18 protein-coding genes are annotated in these 22762 nt (G+C 71.8%); 10 read left to right on the top strand and 8 right to left on the bottom strand.

The window, feature by feature from the left end; all coding sequences use genetic code 11:
* The first annotated feature begins 448 nt into the window (after positions 1-448).
* A complete protein-coding gene (locus K7396_RS07255; RefSeq protein ID WP_174886844.1) occupies positions 449-3028 on the top strand; it encodes an SdrD B-like domain-containing protein in 2580 nt (859 codons plus the stop codon).
* 302 nt (positions 3029-3330) lie between these two features.
* Positions 3331-4020, top strand: a complete 690-nt coding sequence (locus tag K7396_RS07250; RefSeq protein ID WP_086718929.1) for a hypothetical protein — start codon at positions 3331-3333, stop codon at positions 4018-4020.
* A 7-nt stretch (positions 4021-4027) separates the two neighbouring features.
* Here the strand turns inward: K7396_RS07250 and K7396_RS07245 are convergent, their stop codons facing one another.
* Positions 4028-5365: a right-handed parallel beta-helix repeat-containing protein gene (locus tag K7396_RS07245; RefSeq protein ID WP_167392783.1), complete on the bottom strand. Its 1338-nt coding sequence runs from the start codon at positions 5363-5365 to the stop codon at positions 4028-4030.
* An 88-nt stretch (positions 5366-5453) separates the two neighbouring features.
* Here K7396_RS07245 and K7396_RS07240 point away from each other — a divergent pair, with 88 nt between their 5' ends.
* The gene (locus tag K7396_RS07240) at positions 5454-6611 is read left to right on the top strand and encodes a Dyp-type peroxidase (RefSeq protein WP_086718930.1); all 1158 of its coding nucleotides are present in this window, start codon (positions 5454-5456) and stop codon (positions 6609-6611) included.
* A gap of 70 nt (positions 6612-6681) precedes the next feature.
* Here the strand turns inward: K7396_RS07240 and K7396_RS07235 are convergent, their stop codons facing one another.
* From K7396_RS07235 to K7396_RS07225, 3 genes are all read right to left on the bottom strand, one after another.
* Positions 6682-7236 carry an isochorismatase family protein gene (locus K7396_RS07235; RefSeq protein ID WP_086718931.1) on the bottom strand — a complete coding sequence of 185 codons (555 nt, stop codon included), beginning with the start codon at positions 7234-7236 and terminating at the stop codon, positions 6682-6684.
* A 79-nt stretch (positions 7237-7315) separates the two neighbouring features.
* Positions 7316-8818: an MFS transporter gene (locus K7396_RS07230; RefSeq protein ID WP_223659713.1), complete on the bottom strand. Its 1503-nt coding sequence runs from the start codon at positions 8816-8818 to the stop codon at positions 7316-7318.
* Between the two features lie 8 nt (positions 8819-8826).
* Positions 8827-9258, bottom strand: coding sequence for a MarR family winged helix-turn-helix transcriptional regulator (locus K7396_RS07225; protein WP_086718932.1), 432 nt, complete (start codon positions 9256-9258; stop codon positions 8827-8829).
* 168 nt (positions 9259-9426) lie between these two features.
* On the opposite strand from K7396_RS07225, the gene K7396_RS07220 reads away from it, so the two are divergent.
* Both K7396_RS07220 and K7396_RS07215 read left to right on the top strand, forming a co-directional pair.
* Entirely contained in the window at positions 9427-10269 is an 843-nt protein-coding gene (locus tag K7396_RS07220) for a nitrilase-related carbon-nitrogen hydrolase (RefSeq protein WP_086718933.1), read from the top strand.
* Positions 10266-11579 carry an aspartate aminotransferase family protein gene (locus K7396_RS07215; protein ID WP_086718934.1) on the top strand — a complete coding sequence of 438 codons (1314 nt, stop codon included), beginning with the start codon at positions 10266-10268 and terminating at the stop codon, positions 11577-11579. Before K7396_RS07220 ends, K7396_RS07215 begins: the two co-directional genes overlap by 4 nt.
* 78 nt (positions 11580-11657) lie before the next feature.
* Here the strand turns inward: K7396_RS07215 and K7396_RS07210 are convergent, their stop codons facing one another.
* Entirely contained in the window at positions 11658-12542 is an 885-nt protein-coding gene (locus K7396_RS07210) for an ABC transporter substrate-binding protein (protein ID WP_086718935.1), read from the bottom strand.
* Positions 12543-12911: 369 nt separating this feature from the next.
* Here K7396_RS07210 and hydA point away from each other — a divergent pair, with 369 nt between their 5' ends.
* The 3 genes from hydA (at position 12912) to K7396_RS07195 (ending at position 17061) form a co-directional block, all read left to right on the top strand.
* Positions 12912-14321, top strand: a complete 1410-nt coding sequence (gene hydA, locus K7396_RS07205) for a dihydropyrimidinase (protein ID WP_086718936.1) — start codon at positions 12912-12914, stop codon at positions 14319-14321.
* An 11-nt stretch (positions 14322-14332) separates the two neighbouring features.
* The gene (locus tag K7396_RS07200; protein ID WP_086718937.1) at positions 14333-15334 is read left to right on the top strand and encodes a TIGR03842 family LLM class F420-dependent oxidoreductase; all 1002 of its coding nucleotides are present in this window, start codon (positions 14333-14335) and stop codon (positions 15332-15334) included.
* A gap of 164 nt (positions 15335-15498) precedes the next feature.
* The gene (locus tag K7396_RS07195) at positions 15499-17061 is read left to right on the top strand and encodes an NCS1 family nucleobase:cation symporter-1 (protein ID WP_086718950.1); all 1563 of its coding nucleotides are present in this window, start codon (positions 15499-15501) and stop codon (positions 17059-17061) included.
* A gap of 102 nt (positions 17062-17163) precedes the next feature.
* Here K7396_RS07195 and K7396_RS07190 read toward each other — a convergent pair whose 3' ends face one another.
* On the bottom strand, positions 17164-17373 hold the full coding sequence (locus K7396_RS07190; RefSeq protein ID WP_086718938.1) for a DUF397 domain-containing protein: 210 nt from the start codon (positions 17371-17373) through the stop codon (positions 17164-17166).
* Positions 17370-18047, bottom strand: coding sequence for a DUF5753 domain-containing protein (locus K7396_RS07185; protein WP_223659711.1), 678 nt, complete (start codon positions 18045-18047; stop codon positions 17370-17372). Before K7396_RS07185 ends, K7396_RS07190 begins: the two co-directional genes overlap by 4 nt.
* 1368 nt (positions 18048-19415) lie before the next feature.
* Between K7396_RS07185 and K7396_RS07180 the strand changes: the two genes are divergently transcribed.
* Positions 19416-20534 (top strand): methyltransferase domain-containing protein, encoded by a 1119-nt coding sequence (locus K7396_RS07180; RefSeq protein WP_174886860.1) that lies wholly within the window; start codon positions 19416-19418, stop codon positions 20532-20534.
* A 72-nt stretch (positions 20535-20606) separates the two neighbouring features.
* Here K7396_RS07180 and K7396_RS07175 read toward each other — a convergent pair whose 3' ends face one another.
* Entirely contained in the window at positions 20607-21671 is a 1065-nt protein-coding gene (locus K7396_RS07175; protein ID WP_086718942.1) for a lipoyl protein ligase domain-containing protein, read from the bottom strand.
* 113 nt (positions 21672-21784) lie between these two features.
* Here K7396_RS07175 and K7396_RS07170 point away from each other — a divergent pair, with 113 nt between their 5' ends.
* Positions 21785-22591: a COG4705 family protein gene (locus tag K7396_RS07170; RefSeq protein WP_086718943.1), complete on the top strand. Its 807-nt coding sequence runs from the start codon at positions 21785-21787 to the stop codon at positions 22589-22591.
* Positions 22592-22762: the final 171 nt, after the last annotated feature.

Raw genomic sequence — 22762 nt, 5'->3', positions numbered from 1 at the left:
TATCGCGGAGCCCGAAGGGATATCTGGAGTTCTGCGGGTATCGGCGGGACTGGGGTGGATAGGATATTGCGCGCTGCTCGCGATGGCGGTCGGTGAGGTCGGCGGTGGGGGGCGAGGGCGCCGTGATGGAGTTGCCAGAAGACGCGAACCAGGGCCGTTCTGCCCGAAGCCCTGAACGCGCGTTCGCTTTTCCTGTTCCGCGACGCTTACCGCTCGCCTGCAATTCCCCCGAGCGATCACCGCAAGGCGGTCCACGCAACTGCGTGGGCCGTCTTTCTTTTGCGTGGCGTTCGCCTCGGTGTTCGTTTCCGGGGGCATGAAGTGGACGGGCGGCGAGCAGCGGGTGCTTCGTATTCCTGAAGAGAAAAATGTGGAGCGTGATGCCATGAACCGAGTCGGCAGAGAATCTCGCCGGTCGGCCTGGAGGCTGGTGGAGGCGCTGGCGCGCATGGGGTTATCTGTTCTCCTGCTGGCGGGCGGCGCCGTGGGAGCGACGGCCGGCCAGGCCGCCGCTTCGACGGCCGACGGCACGTTGACGGTGCAGGTGCTGCGCGACTTCTTCGGCACCGGCGTGATCCACACGGCGATGGACGTACCGCAGCGGGGCATGAAGGTGGAGATCTCCGACCCCGCCGGGCACCGTGCCGGCGGCGTCACGGATGCCACGGGAAAGGTCGTGGTGTCGCGGTCGACCGTGCTGAGCGGCGGCCACTACCGCGTCGACGTCAGCATCCCGGCACCGTACCGCGGCTATCTGCGGGCGGCGCCCGCGTCGACGGCGGAGAACCACTTCGACAGCTTCACGTCGTTCGTGGATGTGTCGGACGGGAAGAACGCCTCGGTGGTGACGGGCGTGTGGGATCCGGCCGACTACGCGCTGCCGGACTCGCGGTACTTCGTGCCGGTCCACAACGGCGCCAACGGGACCGACAACCGGGCGTTGGTGGCGTTCGGGACGAAGACCCGGGGCACGTGTCCCACCGATGTGGCGTGCCCGGCCACGCTGGCCACGCAGGACCAGGTGGGCACCACGTTCGGGTTGGCGTACGACAAGGACCGGACCCGGCTGTTCCAGAGCGCGTTCGCCCGCCGGTACGCCCCGTACGGGCCGAAGGGCGGGGGCGCGATCTACACGGTGCCGGTCAACGGCTCGGGTGCGCCGGAGCTCTTCGCGCGGGTGCCGGACGCCGCGGTGACGCGGCACGACTCCGCCAACATGATCAAGGACCCCGGGTTCACCGACGCGCCGGGCAAGGAGAGCATCGGTGGCCTGGCCCTGTCGGAGGACGGCTCCACGCTGTACGCGGTGAACCTGCGGACCCGCAGCCTGGTGAGCTTCGACGCGACAGGGGCCACCGCCGCGGCGCCCAAGTCGACGGTCCCGATCCCGGACCCGGGGTGCGCGAGCCCCGACGACTGGCGGCCGTTCGGTCTCCAGGTCCACAACAACACGCTGTACGTGGGCGGCGTGTGCAGCGCGGAGAGCACCCAGCAGCGCGCGGACCTGAAAGCCTTCGTCTCCACCTACGACGGCAAGCGGTTCACCACGGTGCTGAGCCACCCGCTCACGGACAAACGCGGCAGCGTCTTCGGTTCCGGCGACAAGGCCACCCACTGGAACCCGTGGAACACCGGCCTGGACACGTGGGACGACCGGAAGTCGGGCGGCGTCTTCATCGATCCGCAGCCGGAGCTGGCCTCCCTCGCCTTCGCCCGGGACGGCTCGATGATCCTGGGCTTCCGCGACCGGTTCATGGACGTGCTCAGCTGGGGAGGGCTGGACCCCCGCCCGGGGAACGACACGGCGGAAAACGCCATGTCCGGTGGGGACATCACCATGGTCTGCGCCACTCCCACCGGTGAATACCAGTGGGAAGGCACCGGGAACTGCCCCAACCACGCCACCCCCGCCAACAATGGCGGCCAGGCCGCCGATGTCGTCGAATACTTCCCGGGCGACTTTTACGCCAACGCGCACCAGGAGACCGCGCTGGGGTCGGTGGCCTACATCCCGCAGCAGCAGTGGGTCGTCAGCACGGAGTTCGACCCGGTCGTCAACGTCGCGACCTCAGGGACCGGGTACCACGACATCACGACCGGTCAGGGCCCGGGCAACAACCCGAAGGCCAACGGGTTCCAGTTCGTCAGCGGGGTACAAGGCGGGTTCGGCAAGGCCGGCGGGCTCGGTGACATCGCGTACGCGGCCGCGAACGCGCCGGTCCAGATCGGCAACGTCGTGTGGTTCGACGGCGACCACAACGGGATCCAGGACCCGGGGCACGTGCTGCTGCCGGGGGCGACGATCAACCTGCTGGACGCGGACGGCAAACAGGTCGCCACGACCAGGACCAATGCCGCCGGCGAGTACTACTTCGGTGGTGTCGGCGCCGCATACCAGCTCACACCGGGTGCGAAATACACGGTGCAGTTCGACGTGTGTACCGCGGACACCGGCAAGGTGCCCGGCCGGCCCCCGGCGAGCGAGCTGCGGTTCACGCTCCCGCGAGCCGGTGCCCACCGTGCGCATGACTCCAATGTGACCCCGCCGACCGCCGGTCGGTTGTGCGACGGCCGGGCGCCTGTCACCGCGCCGGACAAGCCGGGCGGCGTCGATCACACGATCGACGCCGGGGTGTACGTCCCGACGGCAACTCCGACGCCGACGGCAACTCCGACGGCAACTCCGACGGCAACCGCGACGCCGACGCCGACTCCGACGGCAACCGCGACGCCGACCCCGACGCCGCCCCCGAGCACGGCCCCGACGCCGCCTTCGAGCTCCGCCCCGGAGCCGAGCCTGACGCCGAGCCCGCCCCCGGCGCCGAACCCGGCCTCACCACCGGCCGCTACGCCGCCGTCACCCGCGCCGCCTGCCGGCAACCCGGCCCCGGCCGGTGGGAGCAGGGGTTCGCTGGCGCAGACCGGTATGTCCGGGCTGCCGAAGATGATCGCCCTCGCCGGTCTGCTGGTGGGTGCGGGCCTGGTCATCGCGTTCATGAGCCGGAAGCGCCGCTCCCGGAAACGCTGAACGAAACGGACCACAGCGATCTGCCTGCCCGCGCTCCGGAGGGCGCCGGCAGGCAGATCATCTCTCGGCCGGTCCACGAGGGCCGGCCCTGGCGTCGTCTGTCACCGGACTTCCGAGTGCCGCCACGACCGCACGGTGGCCGGGCAGCATGGTGACCGAGAGGGTGAATCAACAGAGTGTCAGCGTCGAGCCAGGTGCGGAGCGTGAGAACCCGGCAAGCTCCACCGGACCCCGCGGCTGACCGGCGGCGATGGCCGCGGCCACGCCGGGCGGCAGCCGTCCTCGCCGCCGCGGCCGCCGCGGTGGCCGCGGCGGCCGCGTTCCTTCTCGCCGACGGCGGCATCGGCTCCGGCGGCCCGCGCGCCCTGACGTCGGACGAGGCGAACCGGCTGGCGATCGCGCGGTTCCGTAACTACGAGGCGCACGGCCGTGCGGTGACGATCACGGTGCCGGGTACCGCCGGCGGACTGACCGTCACCGGGTCCGTCGACTACCGGGGAAAGCTCGGTTACGGCGTGGTGCACGGCACCGGGCGCGACACCTCCGGCGACGGGCTGATCGAGTGGACGGCCACCTCGGTGTTCGTCCACCCGATGGTGAAGGCCCCGGCGCACGCACCCGCGTCGCCGCCCCGCTCGGCCTGGTACCGCCGTCCGCTGCTGTCGGCCGGCAGCGCGCTGGACAGTTCGCTGACCATCGCGCTCGGCCTCGGCAGCGACCGGCCGGACAACGCCGAACTGCTGCCGCAGAACGGCGCCGCCTGGTGGGGACAGGACCAGGTGGACGGGCGTCGGGTGGACGTCATGACCGGGCCGTCCTCCCCCGGCCGCTCCGGTACGGCGGGCAACGTGCGCTACTGGATCGGCCCGGACGGGACCATGTACCGGGTCCGCGTCAGCGTGGGTTCCCAGCCGCAGCCGGTGGTCATCGACTTCGACACCCGGAAGTACGTTCCGGTGGCGCCGGTACCCGGAGTCACCCCGGGCCGGTAGGCGCTGTTCAGGACGTCTGCACCCGCGCGTTCGCGGCGAGCAGGGATGCTGACGGCAGTGGGATGCCTGCCGTCTTCGGCAGGACGGGAACGGCCGGGACAGGGGTGGCGCCCGTGGTGGTGGCACGGGGGAACTGCGGCTGTGGACCCGGCGCCGCGACCTCGGTGAAGGGGATGCCGCCGGGCGCCGTCGGCATCGCCCACCTGCCGGCCGGCGAGGGCGACTTGCCCGGACGCGGGCAGGACGCGGTGGTCGCGAGCCGGCCGGGCACGGTGGTTCGCAGGTCGTTGCCGCGCAGGCAGTTGCCCCGTCCCCGCGTGGCGGTGGGGAACGTCCAGCCGACGTCGATGCCGTTACCGGTGAACGTGTTGTCCTCGATCCGGTTGCCCACCGCAGGCATGTCGGCGGTCGCGGTGATCACGAGCCCGGCGTTGCTGTTGCCGGCGACGCGGTTGCGGACGAAGTGGTTGTCGCTGCCGCCGTCGATGCCGATGCCGGTACCCCACCCGCCGTCGGCCTGCACCGGGGTGGCCCGCTGCTGGTTGGCGGCGATCAGATTGCCCGCGATGACGGCGCCCTGCTGCGGGAGCAGCTTCTCCTGGTGGTCGGAGTCGGTGGTCAGGCCGACCCGGTTGCCGACCAGGCGGTTGCCGACCACGTACATGTCCTCGCTGGCGTTGGTGCCTTCGTAACCGACCGCGTTGAGTTCGGCGATGTTGTCCCGCACCACGACGCGACAGGGCTTGCACTGCCCGACGTAGATCCCCGAGTCGGCTCCTCCTGACGCGTACGAGTGCTCGATGACACCGTTCTGCGCGGAGAACGCGTAGATGCCGTAGAGACCGTTGCGGGTCGCGGTCACGTACGAGACCAGGAACGACTTCAGGAAGGTGACGGGCTCGTCGCCGGTGTCGTAGCCGCCGCTTCGTCCCGGCTGCCCGTCGGCCGCTTTCGCCGAACCGGTGACCAGGACCCCGTTCTGGGTGTTGTTCCGCACGGTCAGGTTCTCCACGGCCACCCCGGGCGCCGCGACGACGACACCGTTCGGCTGCCGCAACCGCCCGTCGATGACGACCCTGTCCCGGGACGCGCCGCGAAGAGTGACGCGAGCCGTGTCGATCCTCACCGACTCGTGGTACACGCCCGGAGCGACCAGCACCAGGTCACCGGGCCGGGCCAGCGCCACCGCGCCCGAGATCGTCGGCGCATCGGCAGGCACCCGGATCGTCACCTGCGCACCGGCCGGTCGCCGGCCGCGGTCCGGTCCGCCCTCGCCGCCGCAGCCGACCACAAGTGTCAGCGTGCCCAGTACCGCCGCCAACACGCGAAGAGCTGATCGAGGCATGATCCCAGTTTGGCAGCAGACGCCCAATTCCGCGCCGGAATCGGGAGGTTGACCGGCACGGGCGATTCGCGTGTGGCACTCTCGCTCCATGCACCGAGCCGATCACCATCCGTCGCGCCGGGCGTTCCTCGATGTCACCGGCGCCATGGTGGCCGCCGGTCTGACCGCCGGGTGCACATCGGACTCCGCCCGGCCGGGCCGGCCCGCCCCCGTCGCGGCGGCCACGCCGACGCCGGTTGCGGCAACGGGCCGGCACCAGGCAGGCATCACGCTGCCCCAGCCGGCCCAGCCCCACCTGCTGGCCGTGGTCGCCGACCTCGACGCCACCGCGCACGCCGGCCCGCTACTGGCCGAACTCGGCAGTGCCATCCGCACGCTCACCGCGGGGACCGACCCGCGGCTGCTGGGCCTGCCGCCGGGCGACCTCACCGTGACCGTCGGCGTGGGCCCCCGGCTGGTACGCGCGGCCGGTGCCTCGCTGCCCGGCGCGGCCGACCTCCCGCGCTTCTCCCGCGAACGGGTCGCCCCCCGGGCACGCGGCGGAGACCTGCTGATACAGATCTGCGCCGGCGACGCGCTGCTCCTGCCGGTCGTCGGCGCCGCGCTCCTGGCCCAGGCCGGTGACCGCCTCCACGAACGCTGGCGGCAGTCCGCACGCCGCGGTACGAACGTGCCCCTCGGCAACGGCCTCACCGCGTCACGCAACCCTCTCGGTTTCCTCGACGGCATCGTGGGCCCGCACACGACCGCCGAACAACAACGCGACCTGTGGCTGGCCGGTCCCCCCGCGGTCGCGGGCGGCACCCTTGCCGTACTGCGGCGCATGGAGCTCGACCTGCCGCGGTTCGCCGCCCTGTCCGTGGCCCAGCAGGAGGCGGTCTTCGGACGGCGCCGGGCCAGTGGCGTCCCCCTCTCCGGCGGCCCCGTCGCCTCGGGCCCGGACCTGGGGGCCAAGACACCGGACGGCCGCTACCTCGTCCCCGTCGATGCTCACGTGCGCCGGGCCAACCCCGCCGTCGTCGGCGCCGGCCTCATGCTCCGCCGCTCCTACAGCATCGACGAACCCGCCCCTGGCCTGCTCTTCCTGAGCTTCCAGAACGACCTGCGGGCCTTCACGGCCACCCTCACCCACATGGACGCCTCCGACGCGCTGCTGCGATTCACCACCACCACCGCCAGCGCGACCTTCCTGATCCTCCCCGGCTTCGACCGGCAACACCCCCTCGGTTCAGCGCTGTTCGGCTGATCCTGCGCGGTCCCCGGAGGAGGCCGGCCGGAGTGCGGCCGCGGCCGGCGTCCTCGGAGCGCGCCGGGCCTCAGTCCAGGAGGGCGAGGATCGCCGCGGTCGTGTCGCTCTCGCCCAGCCGCGGGAAGATCTTCTCCAGGCTGTTGCGGTGCGCGTCGGCGTCCAGGTCGGTCATCGCGTCGGTGGCGAGGGTGACGTGGTAGCCGTGCTCGTGGGCGGCACGGGCGGTGGACTCCACGCCGATGCTGGTGGCGATGCCGGCGAGGACGACCTGGGTCACTCCGCGGCGGCGCAGCTCCAGGTCCAGGTTCGTGCCGTGGAAGGCGCCCCACTGCTGCTTGGTGACGAGGATGTCGCCGGGCTGCCGGTCGAGTTCGGGCACCAGCTCGGCCCAGTCGGCGGGCGGGCTGCCGGCGGGCCGCGCGGTCTGGGTGCGGCCCGGGGCGCCGCCGGTGACGTTCACCAGGACGACCGGCAGCCCGCGCTCGCGGAACGCGGCGGCGAGCCGCGCGCCGCGCTCGACGACCTCGGCGGAGGGCAGCGGGGTGCCGGGCAGGGCGGCGATGCCCTGCTGCAGGTCGATCAGTATCAGGGCGGTCGTGGCATCGAGGGTGGTGGCGGGCACGGGTGCTCCTTGTGTGGTGGTGACGGGTGGTGGAGATGTCGCGGAGGTGGCCGTTGCGGCGGGTGGCCGGTGGCCGGATTCAGACGCCGCTCCCGAGGGCGCCGGGCCGCAGACCGCGGTCGGCGAGGGTCAGCAGGAGCAGCAGCAGGCCGAGCGCCCCGCCGATCAGCGCGATCTGGTGCAGCCCGGCGTCCCCGGCGCGCTGCCCGTAGAGCAGCCCGATGAGGCCGGACGCGGTGATCGCGCCGAGGTACTGGGCGGTGCGCTGGAGTCCGGCGGCCGCGCCCACGCCGTCGGCCGGGGCCTGGGCGTAGACGGCGGCCTGGTTGCCGGTCGACGCCAGGCCCTGCGGGATGCCGAACAGCGCGCCGGCACACAGCAGCGCGACCAGCGGGCCGGTGCCGTGCAGCAGGAGGAAGACCCCGCTGCCCAGGGCGAGACACGCCGCGGCGAGGGTCAGCGGGGCGCGGACGCCCTTCGTCCGGGCGCCCACGAGCGAGCAGGCCGCGGCCGCCAGGGACATCGGCAGCATGATCAGCCCGGCCTGGAAGGACGAGGCGCCGTACGCCTGCTCCAGCCACTGGCTGAAGCCGTACAGCACGCAGTAGATGACGAGGTAGGTCAGTCCCTGGCGGAGGTAGGTGCGCACCAGCGGGCCGTTCCCGGCGAGCATCCGCAGGTCGATGAAGGGCGCCGGGTGGCGCAGTTGCCACCACACCAGGACGCCCGCGAGCACCCCGGCCGGCGCGAGCAGCGGCCACCGCGGGTCCGCGAGGCGCAGCAGGAAGACCATGGCGCAGGTGAGCGCCCCGGCGAACAGGGCGATGCCCAGCGGGTCGAGGGAGGACGGGGAGCCCGCGCGCCCCGGCCGGGCGTCCTTCGGGTCGGCCGGGAGCCAGGCGAGCGCGCCGGCCAGGGCGAGCAGCGCGAGCGGGACGTTCACCGCGAACACCGCGCGCCAGCCCGCGGTCGCGGCGAGCAGCCCGCCGAGGGTGGGGCCTACGGCGGCGCTGGCCAGCGCGGCGAGCGAGAGCCGGCCGAGCACACGGCGGGGCGTCGGGCGGCCGGTGCGCAGCGACTCGGCGCGCAGCACCGCCATCGCGGCGGGGTAGGCGGCCGCCGTGCCGACGCCCAGTACGACCCGGGAGACGATCAGCAGCGTGAAGGTGGGCGCGAGGGCCCCGATGACGCCCGCGGCGCAGACGGTCAGCGCGCCGGCGGTGAACACCCGGCGGGGCCCGATCCGGTCGGCGAGCCGCCCCAGCGACGGCTGGCCCACCGCGCTGGCGAGGTACATCGCGGAGATGAGCCAGGCGGTGTCGGCGGCGCCGACCCGGAAGTCCCGGCCGATCGCCACCAGCGCGGTGGCGATCATGGTCGAGTTGACGGGGTTCAGCAGCGAGCCGAGCAGCAGTGGCGCCATCAGCCGGGCGCCGAAGGCACGGTCGGCGCCGACGGTCGGGCCGGGGCCGGTGACCGCGCCGGGGCCGGCCGGGGCGGCGGGTCCGCCGGGCCCACCCCCGCCCTGCGGGAATCCGGCGCCCGGTCCGGCATCCGATCCGGCTGTCCCCCCGGCGCTCATCCCGGCCTTCATTCCGGCATCAGCCGCCGTATCAGCGCGGTCGCCGACTCCAGCGTCTGCTGCTCCTCCGGAGTCAGCCGGTCGGCGATGGCCTCGGCCAGCCAGTTCTGCTTCTCCTGCCGTACGACGGCGAGCATCCGGCGGCCCTCCCCGGTGAGCGAGAAGACCACCTGCCGCCCGTCCGTCGGGTGCGGGCTGCGGGCGAGGACGCCGCGTTCCTCCAGCGCCCCGACGGTCAGCCGCATCGACTGCGGGCGGACCAGCTCGGCGCGGGCCAGGGCGGCGATGGTGGCCTCGCCGTCGGTGTCGATGCGGCCGATCACCGCGCGCTGGGTCGGGGTGAGCTCCCCGTGCGGCGAGGCGGCGCGCAGATGCCGCATGAGCAGCGAGACGGTGGCGCCCAGCTCCGTCGCCAGGCGTTCCTGGTTCTTTTCCGGCATATCCCCAGCGTAATTATCGACAGGCAAACTTGCAAGATTCCCTGTCGATATCCCGGACGCGCCATACGGAGATGGTCTTGCCACGGTGCGTGACGGGGCTTACGGTCACCTCCACACGCGTAGATCCCGCGCGGGCTGCAGGCTGACGCATCGACAAAGGAGCAGCTCATGGCCGATGTTGTGCGTGCCGCACTGGTCCAGGCGACCTGGACCGGCGACACCGAATCGATGATCGCGAAGCACGAGGAGTACGCCAGAGCGGCGGCCGCGCAGGGCGCGAAAGTGATCGGCTTCCAGGAAGTCTTCAACGCCCCGTACTTCTGCCAGGTCCAGGAGCCCGAGCACTACCGCTGGGCCGAGCCGGTGCCCGACGGGCCGACCGTCCGGCGGATGCGGGACCTCGCCCGGGAGACCGGCATGGTCATCGTCGTCCCCGTCTTCGAGGTCGAGCAGTCCGGCTTCTACTACAACACCGCCGCCGTCATCGACGCCGACGGCACGGTGCTGGGCACCTACCGCAAGCACCACATCCCGCAGGTCAAGGGCTTCTGGGAGAAGTACTACTTCAAGCCGGGCAACGCCGGATGGCCGGTCTTCGACACCGCCGTCGGCAAGATCGGCGTCTACATCTGCTACGACCGCCACTTCCCCGAGGGCTGGCGGCAGTTGGGCCTCAACGGCGCCCAGCTCGTCTACAACCCCTCCGCCACCTCCCGCGGCCTGTCCGCCTACCTCTGGCAGCTGGAACAGCCCGCGGCGGCCGTCGCCAACGAGTACTTCATCGCGGCGATCAACCGCGTCGGCGTCGAGGAGTACGGCGACAACGACTTCTACGGCACCAGCTACTTCGTCGACCCGCGCGGCCAGTTCGTCGGCGACGTGGCCAGCGACTCCAAGGAGGAACTGGTCATCCGCGACCTCGACTTCGACCTGATCGACGAGGTCCGCCAGCAGTGGGCGTTCTACCGCGACCGCCGCCCCGACGCGTACGACGGGCTGGTGCAGCCATGAGCCACGACCCCGCGAGCCTGTACGCCCGCCACCAGGCCGTCCTGCCCTCCTGGCTCAGCCTCTACTACGAGCGGCCCCTCGAACTCACCCACGGCGAGGGCCGCCACGTCTGGGACGCCGAGGGCAACCGCTACCTCGACTTCTTCGGCGGCATCCTCACCACCATGACGGCCCACGCGCTGCCCGAGGTGACCAAGGCCGTCGGCGAGCAGGCCGGCCGCATCCTCCACACCTCCACGCTCTACCTCTCCCGCCCCATGGTCGAGCTGGCGGAGCGGATCGTGGCGCTCTCCGGCATCCCCGACGCCCGGGTCTTCTTCACCACCTCGGGCACCGAGGCCAACGACGCGGCCCTGCTGCTGGCCACCACGCACCGCCGCTCCAACCAGGTCCTGGCGATGCGCAACAGCTACCACGGCCGGTCGTTCTCCACCGTCGGCATCACCGGCAACCAGAGCTGGTCCCCGACCAGCCTCTCCCCGCTGCAGACGCTCTACGTCCACGGCGGGGTGCGCAGCCGCGGCCCGTACGCGGAGCTGAGCGACGCCGCGTACACCGCCGCCTGCGTCGCCGACCTGGAGGACGTGCTCCAGCAGACCGCCGGCGGCGTCGCCGCGCTGATCGCCGAACCGGTCCAGGGCGTCGGCGGGTTCACCATGCCGCCCGACGGCCTCTACGCCGCGTTCCGCGAGGTGCTCGCCCGGCACGGCATCCTCTGGATCAGCGACGAGGTGCAGACCGGCTGGGGCCGCACCGGCGACCACTTCTGGGGCTGGCAGGCGCACGACGGCAACGGCCCGCCCGACATGCTCACCTTCGCCAAGGGCATCGGCAACGGCATGTCCATCGGCGGCGTGGTGGCCCGCGCCGAGGTGATGAACGGCCTGTCCGCGAACTCCATCTCCACCTTCGGCGGCAGCCCCGTCACCATGGCCGCGGGCCTGGCCAACCTCAACTACCTCCTCGAACACGACCTCCAGGGCAACGCCCGGCGGGTCGGCGGCCTGCTCATCGAGCGGCTGCGGGCGGTCGCGGCCGGCCTCGACGTCGTACGGGAGGTGCGCGGCCGCGGCCTGATGATCGGCATCGAACTCGTCAGACCCGGCACCGACGAGCACTCGCCCGAGGCCGCCTCGCTGGTCGTGGAGGCCGCCAGGGAGCGCGGCCTGCTGGTCGGCAAGGGCGGGCAGGGCGGCTCCTCGCTGCGGATCGCGCCGCCGATGACGCTGACGGTCGCCGAGGCGGAGGAGGGCGCGGAACTGCTCGCGGACGCGCTGCGGTCGGCCCAGGGCCTGCTGGCCGCGTCGTAGCCGGCGCCGCCGCGCACGGGGCGGGGGCCTCACGGAGAGGGGCGTCCCCGCTCCTGCGCGGCGGGCCCCGGCCCCGTCTCAGTCCGCCCCGGCCGCCTCGCGCACGGTCTCGGCCAGCAGGGTGAAGAAACGGGTGTGTGCGCGCCGGCTGCACGGCGCCTCCGGGTTCCACGGCAGCAGCCGGGCCCGCGCCTCGATCGCGCGCCAGTGCGCGTCGGCCCGGAGTTCCTGGGGCCGGGCGGCGTTGGTCCGTACGTCCATGAGCACGATGTCCGGGTCCATCGCCGCGGCCTCCGCCCAGCCGACGGTGGACCAGTTCACCCCGGCGCCCGCGGCCGGCTCCAGCAGCCCCACGCCGTGTTCGGTCAGCGCCCGCAGGTCCGGCCAGGAACCGGGCCGGGCCAGATGCACCCGCTCCGCGCCCGCCGGCGACAGCGCCAGCACCCGCGGGCCCGCCGCGGCGCCTGCCGCCTGCCGCAGGGCGTCCTCGGCGGCGTCCAACTCCCGTGCCGCGCCGAGGGGTTCGCCCCGTCCCAGCGAACCGGCGAGCGCCGCGAACCGCTCGCGCACCCCGGCCAGGCTGCGCCCCGGGCCCACCGCGACCGTGACCACCGGGACATGCGCCTCCAGCTCCAGCGCGGTCTTCGGCTCCAGGCCGTAGACCTGCTCGCCGTCGTAGGTCACGGCCACGACGAGGTCGGGATCCGCCTCCAGCACGGTGTCCGGGTGCAGGGCGGCGCCCGACCCCAGATAGCGGAGTCCGGCGAGCGGCAGCTCACCGGCCTTGGCGGGGTCGGGGGCGGCGCCGTCGTGCTGGGAACCGAAGAGCCCCACGGGACGTATGCCGTGGTCCCACAGCGTCGCTCCCGCCTGTATGTACGCCACGATCCGCGACGGCCGCTCCCCGGCCACCGCGAGGCGCCCCCGGTCGTCGGAGAACTCCCACGGTGTGCTGTGCTCCATGCCCGCCCGCCTCTCTGCCGCGTCCGCCAGGATGCCGTGGCGCTCGCGAGGAACGGCCGCCGGCGCCGGCGGATACCTGCCCATCGGGCCGCCCCCGCACCCCTGTGCCGCACGGCGCGGCCGTGGCGCCCGGCCGCCGCGTTGAACCGTCCAGATGATCGTCGGCGCAACACGAAGGACTCCGCTGATTAACGGTCACGGTATTGCCACGGTGGGTGACATGCTTCTACGGTCTCCTTCTCGACCGCGATCTACGGGTGTAGATCCGGTCGTGGCGTGGCGTCAGCGGAGCAGACCTGCCGAGGGGATGGTGCGCGTCGAGCTCCGCACTCCCGTGCCGCCGAAGTCGCTGGTGTGGAAGGAGCAGGGATGGTGACCCGTACGGTCGTCCGGGGCGGACTGGTGATCACAGCCGCCGATGAGATCCATGCCGATGTGCTCGTGGAGGACGGCCGGGTGGCCGCCCTCGCCGCGCACGGCAGTCCCGGCGCCGAGAGCTGGGTGGAGTCGGCGGACCGCGTCCTCGACGCCACCGGAAGATACGTCATCCCGGGAGGTGTCGACGCCCACACCCACCTGGACTTCCCGTTCGGCGGGACGTTCTCCTCCGACAACTTCGAGACCGGGACCCGCGCCGCCGCCTGGGGCGGCACCACCACCCTCATCGACTTCGCGGTCCAGTCCCGCGGCAAGTCCCTCCGCGCCGGCCTGGACACCTGGCACGCCAAGTCCGACGCCCAGTGCGCCATCGACTACGCGTTCCACATGATCCTCTCGGACGTCAACGAGCACACCCTCAAGGAGATGGACCTCCTGGTGGCGGAGGGCGTTACCTCCTTCAAGCTGTTCACCGCCTATCCCGGCGTCTTCTACAGCGACGACGGACAGATCCTGCGCGCGATGCAGCGCTCCGCCGACAACGGCGGCCTGGTGATGATGCACGCCGAGAACGGCATCGCCATCGACGTCCTCGTCGAACAGGCGCTGGCCGAGGGGAGGACCGACCCGCGCTACCACGGCGAGGTCCGCCGGGTCCTCCTGGAGGCCGAGGCCACCCACCGCACCATCCAGCTGGCACGGGTGGCCGGCGCGCCGCTCTACGTCGTCCACGTCTCCGCGGAGGAGGCCCTGGCCGAGATCGCCCAGGCCCGCGACAAGGGGCTGAACGTCTTCGGCGAGACCTGCCCGCAGTATCTGTTCCTGTCCACCGACAACCTCGCCGAGCCGGGCTTCGAGGGCGCCAAGTACGTCTGCTCCACCCCGTTGCGGCCCCGGGAGCACCAGGAGGCGCTGTGGCGCGGGCTGCGCACCAACGACCTCCAGGTGGTCTCCACCGACCACTGCCCCTTCTGCTTCCAGGGGCAGAAGGAGCTCGGCCGCGGTGACTTCTCCAAGATCCCCAACGGGATGCCCGGCGTGGAGAACCGGATGGACCTCCTCCACCAGGCCGTCGTGGAGGGCCGGATCAGCCGCCGCCGCTGGATCGAGATCGCCTGCGCCACCCCGGCCCGGATGTTCGGCCTCTACCCGAAGAAGGGCACCATCGCCCCCGGCGCCGACGCCGACCTCGTCATCTACGACCCCACCGCCCAGCAGACCGTCTCGGCCGAGACCCACCACATGAACGTCGACTACTCGGCGTACGAGGGCAAACAGCTCACCGGCCAGGTCGAAACGGTCCTCTCGCGGGGCGAACTCGTCATCGACCGGCGGGAGTTCACCGGCCATGCGGGGCACGGCCAGTACATCCCGCGTGGCACCTGCCAGTACCTCATCTAAGGAGCGCCGCCGTGGACTTCGGAGTTGTTCTGCAGGCCGACCCGCCCTCCTCCGCCGTGGTGTCCCTGATGCGCCGTGCCGAGCGCAACGGCTTCCGCTACGGCTGGACCTTCGACTCGACCGTGCTGTGGCAGGAACCGTTCGTCCTCTACAGCCGCGTCCTGGAACACACCGAGCGGCTGATCGTCGGCCCGATGGTCACCAATCCCTCCACCCGCGCCCCCGAGGTCACCGCCTCCACCTTCGCCACCCTCAACGAGATGTACGGCAACCGCACCGTCTGCGGCATCGGCCGCGGCGACTCCGCGATGCGGGTGGCCGGGCGGCCGCCCAACACCCTCGCCCGGCTCGGCCAGGCCATCGGCACCATCCGCGATCTGGCCGAGGGGCGCGAGGCGTACGTCGGCGACCACCGGATCAAGATCCCCTGGATCAAGGACGGCAAGCTCCCGGTGTGGATGGCGGCCTACGGGCCCAAGGCCCTCGCCATGGCCGGCGAACTGGCCGACGGCTTCATCCTCCAGCTCGCCGATCCCTTCCTCACCGAATGGATGATCAAGGCGGTACGAACGGCAGCGAAGGACGCAGGACGCGACCCGGCCGCGATCACCATCTGCGTCGCCGCCCCGGCCTACGTCGGCGACGACCTGGACCACGCCCGCGAGCAGTGCCGCTGGTTCGGCGGCATGGTCGGCAACCACGTCGCCGACCTCGTCGTCCGCTACGGCGAGCACTCCGGCATGGTGCCGGACGAGCTGACCGCCTACATCAAGTCCCGGGAGGGCTACGACTACGCCCACCACGGCCGGTCGGGCAACCCCGACGCCGGCTTCGTGTCGGACGCCGTCATCGACCGCTTCTGCCTGCTCGGCCCGGCCGCCGCGCACCTGGAGAAGCTGCGGCAGCTCCAGGCGCTGGGCGTGGACCAGTTCGCGCTCTACGCCATGCACGACGCCAAGGAGTCGACCATCGACGCCTACGGAGCGGAGATCCTTCCCGCGTTCGCCGACTGAACGGGCGCCGGTACGGGGTGGTGCGCACCGCCCTCGGCGCGGCGGCCCGCGAGTGCCCCAGCGGCCGTGGCGGCCGGCCCGACCGGCCGGCCGCCACGACCGAGGACCTGCTGCGCCGCCCGTCCGCAGGGCGGCCCGCACCCGGACGAAAGGCCAGGCCCCGTATGCCCGCGACCTCCGCACCCGTGCCCCCGGAGCCCCCCATAGCATCCCCGGCGCAGCTCACCGCCCCGGACGGCCGCGTCGAGCCGGCGCCGGGCGCCATCGCCGCACACGGCCGGTACGTCAACGCCGACCTGCGCCCCGTGCCGCTCGCCGAACGCCGCTGGACCACCTACAACTTCACCGCCCTCTGGGTCGGCATGGCCCACAACATCCCGTCCTGGACGCTCGCCTCCGGGCTGGTCGCGCTCGGCATGGACTGGAAGCAGGCGGTGCTGACCATCGCGCTGGCGAACCTCGTCGTCCTCGTCCCGATGCTGCTCACCGGGCACGCGGGCCCGAAGTACGGCATCCCCTTCCCCGTCCTGGCGCGGGCGTCGTTCGGGCTGCGCGGCGCCAATCTGCCCGCGCTGGTCCGGGCCGCCGTGGCCTGCTGCTGGTTCGGCATCCAGACCTGGATCGGCGGCCAGGGCATCTACATCCTGCTCGGCAAGATCTTCGGCGGTGACTGGGCCTCCGCGGCGTCCATCGGCGGCTACCCCTGGACCCTGTGGCTCTGCTTCCTGGTCTTCTGGGCCGTCGAACTCGCCATCATCCACCGGGGCATGGAGACCCTGCGCCGCTTCGAGAACTGGGCCGCGCCCTTCGTCCTCGTCGGCGCGCTGGCGCTGCTCGGCTGGATGGCGGCCAAGGCGGGCGGGTTCGGCCCGCTCCTGGACCAGCCCAGCGCACTGGGCTGGGGCGCGGACTTCTGGCCGGTCTTCTTCCCGTCCCTCATGGGCATGATCGGCTTCTGGGCGACGCTGTCCCTCAACATCCCCGACTTCACCCGCTTCGGCGCCGGACAGCGGGCCCAGGTCTGGGGGCAGTCCCTCGGGCTGCCGACCACGATGACGGCCTTCGCCCTGCTGTCCGTCCTGGTCACCTCCGGCTCCCAGGCGGTGTACGGGGCGCCGATCTGGGACCCCGTCGCCCTGGCCGGCAAGTCCGACAGCGTCTTCGGCCTGCTCTTCGCCCTGGTCACGGTCCTGATCGCGACGATCTCCGTGAACCTCGCCGCCAATGTCGTCTCACCCGCCTACGACCTGGCCCACCTGGCCCCGAAGTTCATCAGCTTCCGCACCGGCGCGCTGATCACCGGCGTGGTCGGCGTGATCATCCTGCCGTGGAAGCTCACCGCCACCCCCGAGCTGTACATCTTCACCTGGCTCGGCGTGGTCGGCGGCCTGCTCGGCACCGTCGCCGGCATCCTCATCGCCGACTACTGGCTCGTCCGCCGTACCGTCCTCGACCTCGCCGGCCTCTACCGCCCCGACGGCCCCTACTGGTACACGGCCGGCTGGAACTGGCGCGCCGTCCTCGCCTTCACCACCGGCGGCCTCCTGGCCGTGGGCGGCTCCTACTCCCACCCCGGCAAGGGCCCCTTCCCCGCCGACGGCCTGATTCCCCTCCTCAAACCCCTGGCCGACTACGGCTGGGCAGTGGGCCTGGCCACCGCACTGACCCTCTACACGCTGCTGATGGCCACGGCGTCGGGACGGGCCGGGCGGGCGCGGGCGTCCTGAGGGGCCGTCCGCGCGGTCCGGCCGGGGCTTTACGGCGGCCGGGCGCACAGCGGCCCCCTCCTGGGCATCCGGGAGGGGGCCTTCTGTACTTCGGCGTACGCCTTACGCGGGGAAGTCCCCTGCCTGCACACCGGTAACGAACGCTGACCACGCGGTCGGGGCGAAGTTCAGGGCCGGTCCGTTGGGGTTCTTGCTGTCCCGGACGGGAACGGTGCCGTGGGCGTTTGCGTGCGCCGGGGACCACTCCAGGCAGTTGCCGCCGTCTTGGCTGCTGTAGCTGGACTTGACCCAGGGGTGAGTCGGGGGGGTCACGATGCCTCCAAAAGCTTGCGGATCATGCGGGTGGACACGTCACGCGCCAGGGCTGAAGCGGTGAGTACATCGTAAGACCGGGAGAGATGACGCACGGCTGACGGCTCATCAATGATCGCGCCGGACCTGATGCCTTCTGTGTAAATCACGGGTTGTCCATCGTCGCTGGTCAGAATCGACATGGACCCGTCCATCAGTCCGTGAGTCCCCGCAGAGAGCGGAAGTACCTGCAAGACGGTGGTGGGCTGGGCGCCATGGTGGAGCAGCGCGGCAAGCTGTTCCCGCATGATCTCCGGGCCGCCGACGTTCCGCAGAAGCACGGACTCACAAATGATGACGGAGAAGTCCGGCGGTGAGCTTCCTCTGAGCACTTCCTGGCGGGCCATGCGCTTTTGAACCTTCTTCGCCAGTTCCTCATCGCTGGCCCGCGGGTCACCCTCCCGGAAGAGGGCGTATGCGTAGCTCGCTGTCTGGAGGAGTCCGGGCACGACGGTCGGTGACCACTCGGCAATCGCTATCGCCCCGGGCTCCAGCTTCATTCGCTTTCGGGAGTGCTCCGGGAAGGACTGGGCGGTGATCTCTTCGTACAGCCGCTTGAACAGGCCGTCCGTCGAAAAGACCTGGTCCAAGAGGGGTGGGAGATCGACCGGCACTGGCCCCACGAACGTCTCCACGCGGCTGATGGTGCTTTTGGACGTCCGGGTCAGCCTTGCCAGTTGAGTCTGGCTCAGGGGCTCTCCTGGATACAGCTCCCGGTGGCTCCGGCACTCCTCCCCGAGTTGCCTGCGTGGGTCGTTTGTGTCCTCTGGGCTCCCTGCACCCCCTGGCGCGCCCCCGGTACGGTCCATAACTCCCCCTGCCCATTGACCTGGTCACGTGCGGCCGTCGCGTCATTTATGCCGGTCAACGGCGTACGCATATGTCCGCGTTCCCAACGCCCAGACCGGGCGCTGAATCGCTCCTCACCGTACCGATTTCTCCCCCACTCTTGTCACCAACCAGCCGCAGAGAGTGAGGGGTTCGGATGGGTGAGCGAAAAGCTTCAGCGGCCAGCGATGTTGTGGATTCGGGGACGGCCGCCGCACGTGCCGGGCTGGAGCGGATGCGCGATGAATCGGAGTGAGAACGGCCCGGCGGTTGTCGGGGCGAAGCTGGAGCCCGTCCCGGTTCCGGGGTGCGACGTGTGCGAAACCTGCGGATGGGAACGGGAGGCGGCCCGGCAGGCGGGCCGGTCGTTGGAGGTCCGGAGCCTGAACGGCGTGATCGCTGGTCACCCTCACGGAAGGGAGGCGCGGGCGTGACCAGGACGCAGGCACCACCCGAGTTCAGCGCGTCGCCGCAACAGCTCACGACGCGGACGCGCCTGCGAGGTGCGTCGTGAGCTGTGCGAAGTGCGGCGACCTGGAACGGGAGTTGGAGGCGGCCGAGAGGGCTGGTGACCGGACCCGGGCCGTGGACTGCCGGGTGCTGCTCCGGCGTCATCCGCAGCACGACGACGTGCCCGTGGCGGCCGCCGCGCGTGCCCGGAAGGGAGGGGGCGGGGAATGAGCAGGCCGCTGAACGCCCGCAAGCCGCGGGGTGACTTGAAGCAGACCGGCGCCGTGGCGAAGGACGACCGGAACGCGGACAGGCAACGCGCGGAAAGGGCCGACCTGTTGGACCGGATGCGCCAGCGCATCCACGGCAAGCCGGACGCCGGCCGGCCCCGGACTCCGCCTCCTCGCCGGACGCCCGTTCCGGCGTCCCCCGCGTTGTTGAGGGACCCCGGCAGGGGGGCGGGCAAGACCCCGGGCGACCGTCCCACGGACAGCGGTGGTCGGACGGGTGGGCAAGAACCGAGAGAGCACATGGAGGAGCAGTGATCATGATCCTTGCGTATGACGGTGGCGACAAGGTCCCGGGTGAGCCGTGGCCCGGCCCGCAGACGCCCCCGACCCCGGACGGTGGTCCCGGTGTCCCCAACCCGCCCAAGGGTGACTGAACCGGTGACCACCGACGCACCCGAGGAGCGCCCCGGCCTCGACGGGCTGGGGCGTGCCCTCATGTCGTCAGGGGTCCTGTCCTCCGACTGGGCTCCCTCGTACGCGGCCGTTCCCCGTTCCACCGTGCTGCCGGACCTCATGTGGCCCTTCGACATGGAGACCGGCCGGAGCGTGGCCGTCTGCAAGGCCGACGACCCCGTGAGGTGGCAGGAGTTCGCGGACTCCGACGTGCCCGTCGTGACGCAATGGGACGACGGGAAGCACGCCGGCACCGAACCGGGCCATGTGCCGACCAGTTCCGCGTCCATGCCTTCGGTAGTCTTCCGGATGCTCCGGGACCTGGGCCTCCGGCCCGGTCACAGGGTCCTGGAAATCGGCACCGCCACCGGCTGGAACGCCGTGCTCATGGCCCACCGCACCGGGCCCGGGTGCGTGACCACGGTGGAGGTGGACCGGGCGGTGGCCACGGCCGCCATGGCCACGGTGGAGCGCCTGGGAATCCCCGTCCATGTCGTCCACGGCGACGGGGCCCAGGGATACCCGGGCGGCGCGCCGTACGACCGGATCATCGCCACGTGCGGCCTCCGGTCCATCCCGCCCGTGTGGCTGGAGCAGTGCCGGCCGGGTGGCGTGATCGTGGCCCCGTGGGGGACGGACTTCTCCCACGGCGACGCGGTGGCCCGCCTGGTGGTCGCGCCGGACGGGAAGTCCGCGGCCGGGAACTTCACGGGCCCCGTGGAGTTCATGAAGCTCCGTTCCCAGCGGCTCTCGCCGGTGGTCCACAAGGAGTTCGTCCCGGGCAGCGTGGCGGAGGGCGACGAGTCGTCCACGACGGTCACCGAAGCGGAGTTCGTCGGGGACCACTTCGGCCCCGAGCGGTTCGCCCTGAGCCTCCGGGTCCCGCGATGCCGGCAGGTCGTGGCGGCCAGGGACGGCGGCGCACGGCCGGTCTGGTTCTACGGCCTCGGTGACCGGTCCTGGGCCTGTTGCCTGTTCCGCGACGGGCAGGCGGCGCGCGTCTGGCAGTCCGGCCCCCGCCGGTTGTGGGACGAGGCGGAGGCCGCGTTCCGGTGGTGGGAGGGCCAGGGCCGTCCCACCACCTCGCGCTTCGGTCTGACCGTGACCGCCAGGGGCGAAAGGGTGTGGCTGGACGACCCGGCCGGCTCCTGGGCGCTGTGAGAGACCGGCCCCGTCCGTGCGCGACCCTCGCGCGCGGGGGCGGGGCCTGTGCCACGGCGGCCGGTCAGGGGATCAGGGGATGCGCGCGGTCCACGCGGCGTCCTCGAACTTGGTCCGGACGAGCTCCCGGGCGCGGGCCATCTCGCCCTCGGTGACCTCTCCGTGAGTGAGCCCGTAGCGGGAGCGGAAGGAGTCGATCATCTTCTCGATGACGGTCTCGCGGGGCAGGCCGGTCTGCCGGCGCAGCGGATCGACGCGCTTCCCGGCGCTCCGGGTGCCCTTGTCGGACAGCTTCTCCTTGCCGATGCGCAGCACATCGAGCATCTTCTCGGCGTCGATGTCGTAGGACATGGTCACGTGGTGCAGCACCGCGCCCGGTCCGCCGCCCGGCCCGACCACCCGCTTCTGCGCGGCGCCCGCGACCTTGCCGACCTCGGTCGCGATGTCGTTGAGCGGCTGGTACCAGGCCTTGATGCCCATGTCGCCGAGCGCGGCGAGGACCCAGTCGTCGAGGTAGGCGTAGCTGTCGGCGAACGAGAGGCCCGAGACGAGCGCTTCGGGGACGGCCAGGGAGTAGGTAATGGTGCTCTGCGGCTCCACGAACATGGCGCCGCCGCCGGAGATCCGGCGCACGACGGTGATGCCGTGGCGGGCGACGCCGTCGGGATCGACCTCGTTGCGCAGGGACTGGAAGCTGCCGATGATGACGGCGGGGGAGTCCCATTCCCAGACCCGGAGGGTGGGCGGACGCCGGCCCGCGGCGACCTCGGCGGTGATGACCTCGTCGAGCGCCATGTGGAGGGCGGGCGGCTGCGGGCCCTCGTGGATGAGCTGCCAGTCGTAGTCGCTCCAGTCCGTGGCCTGGGCCAGGGCACGGCGTACCGCGATGGCCACGCTTTCGGCGGTGAAGCCGAACAGCACGGCCGACGGGGGCAGCGCGGCGTTGATCCGGGCGGTGAGGCCGGCGGCGTCGGTGTCGGCCGGGGCGCCTTCCAGCGCGTCGTCGATCAGCAGGATGGCCTCGTCCGGTTCGAGGAAGAAGTCACCCGCGACCCGTACGTTCTTGAGCCGCCCCGCCTCGACGCGGAGGTCCACGACCACGAGCTTGCCCCCGGGGACCTTGTACTCACCGTGCACTGTGCTACCTCCGAGCCCGGCAGACGGTTGGCAGCGCTCAGGATATGTTCAGGCAGCCGGTGGCACGGTCGGGCACCATGACAGCTGATATCCCTGGGGCCGTTGAGGCGCACATGGCGTCCGGCTCCCCTTCCGCTCCCGTCGGCCGGGGCCTCCGCCGGAACAAGGTTCCCGAGGTCACGCCGTACTTCTGGGTCATCAAAATCCTGTGCACCACGGTCGGCGAGACCGCGGCCGACCTGCTGAACGAGAAGCTCGGCCTGGGCCTGACCGGTGTGTCGCTGCTGATGAGCGTCCTGCTCGTCGCGGTCCTGGTGGCGCAGTTCCGCACCCGCGCCTACCGGCCCGGCGTCTACTGGCTCGCCGTGGCGCTGATCAGCGTCGTGGGCACGCTGATCAGCGACAACCTCACCGACAACCTGGGCGTACCGCTGGAGACCAGCACCGTGGCCTTCGCGGTGGTCCTCGTCGTGGTGTTCGTGGCCTGGTACCGCAGCGAAAAGACGCTGTCCATCCACCACATCGACACCACCCGCCGCGAGACTTTCTACTGGCTCGCCGTGCTGTTCACCTTCGCCCTGGGCACCGCGGCCGGTGACCTGGTCGCCGAACGGATGGACCTCGGATACTGGGTCTCCGCCGGCCTGTTCGCCCTGGCGATCGCCGCCGTCGCGGTGGCGCACTTCGCCCTCGGGCTGGACGCGGTCTGGAGCTTCTGGATCGCCTACATCCTGACCCGGCCGCTGGGCGCGTCGATCGGCGACTACCTCTCCCAGCCCACCTCGGGCGGCGGACTCGGCCTGGGCACGGTGATCACCAGTGTGTTGTTCCTGGCCGTCATCCTCGGCCTGGTGGTGTTCTTGACGGTCACCCGGCGGGACGTCTCCGAGCCGGAACGGCTTCCCTCCGCAGCGAGCTGAGCACGGGATCGCCCCGGCCCGGACGTGAAGCCGGCCCCTCCGAGCTCCGGGGGCCGGCTTCACCCGTCCGGGGCTGTTTCGCGGGTGCGTCCGGTGGCGTTCAGGATGCGTTCAGGTCGCGGCTGGAAGCGTGGGGCGGCGTGCGACGCCATCGCTGATCGCGGTGTCCCT

This window comes from Streptomyces angustmyceticus (genome assembly GCF_019933235.1).
In the GTDB taxonomy this organism is placed as follows: domain Bacteria; phylum Actinomycetota; class Actinomycetes; order Streptomycetales; family Streptomycetaceae; genus Streptomyces; species Streptomyces angustmyceticus.
Note: the sequence above shows the minus strand (reverse complement) of the source record. Positions and strands in the feature narration are given on the sequence as shown.